A 644-nucleotide genomic window follows, 5' to 3' on the forward strand; every position below is an offset into this window, starting at 1 on the left:
ACGGCGAGACCGGCATCGGCCTCGATGTCGTCAGGCAGGCGGGCTCCTCCACCATCGCCATTTCGGAGGGCGTGCGCGCCGCCGTGGCGGAGCTGAACGCGAGCTTGGCCGAGGGCACACGCATCGTCGTCACCTCGGACGAGGCGGCCTTCATCAACGGTTCGCTGCACGAGGTGGAGCTGACGCTGATCCTCGCCATCGTGATCGTCGTCGCCGTCATCTACGCCTTCCTGATGAACGCGCGCGCGACGCTGATCCCGACGCTGACCATCCCGATCGCGCTGATCGGTGTCGTCGCGGGCATCTATCTCGTCGGCTTTTCCGTCAACATCATCACGCTTTTGGCGCTGGTACTGGCGACCGGCATGGTGGTGGACGATGCGATCATCGTTCTGGAAAACATCATCCGCCAGCGCGACCGGGGCATGAGCGTGAAGGCCGCCGCCGTGATCGGCACGCGCGAGGTCTTTTTCGCGGTGGTCTCCACCACGGCGACGCTCGCCGCCGTCTTCATCCCCATCTCGTTCCTGCCGGGCGTGGCGGGCGGTTTGTTTCGTGAGTTCGGCTTCGTTCTCGCCATTTCGGTGACGCTGTCGGCTTTCATCGCGCTGACGCTCTGCCCCATGCTGGCGGCCGCGATGCTG

At 65.4% G+C, this 644-nt stretch carries 1 protein-coding gene; it reads left to right on the forward strand.

All coding sequences use genetic code 11. The features are described 5' to 3' along the window. Positions 1 to 644, forward strand: a 644-nt coding sequence (locus NS365_RS22565; RefSeq protein WP_153003916.1) for an efflux RND transporter permease subunit, incomplete at both ends; no start/stop codon positions are given.

Origin of the sequence: Aureimonas ureilytica, from assembly GCF_001475935.1 — a bacterium.
Lineage (GTDB): Bacteria > Pseudomonadota > Alphaproteobacteria > Rhizobiales > Rhizobiaceae > Aureimonas > Aureimonas ureilytica_A.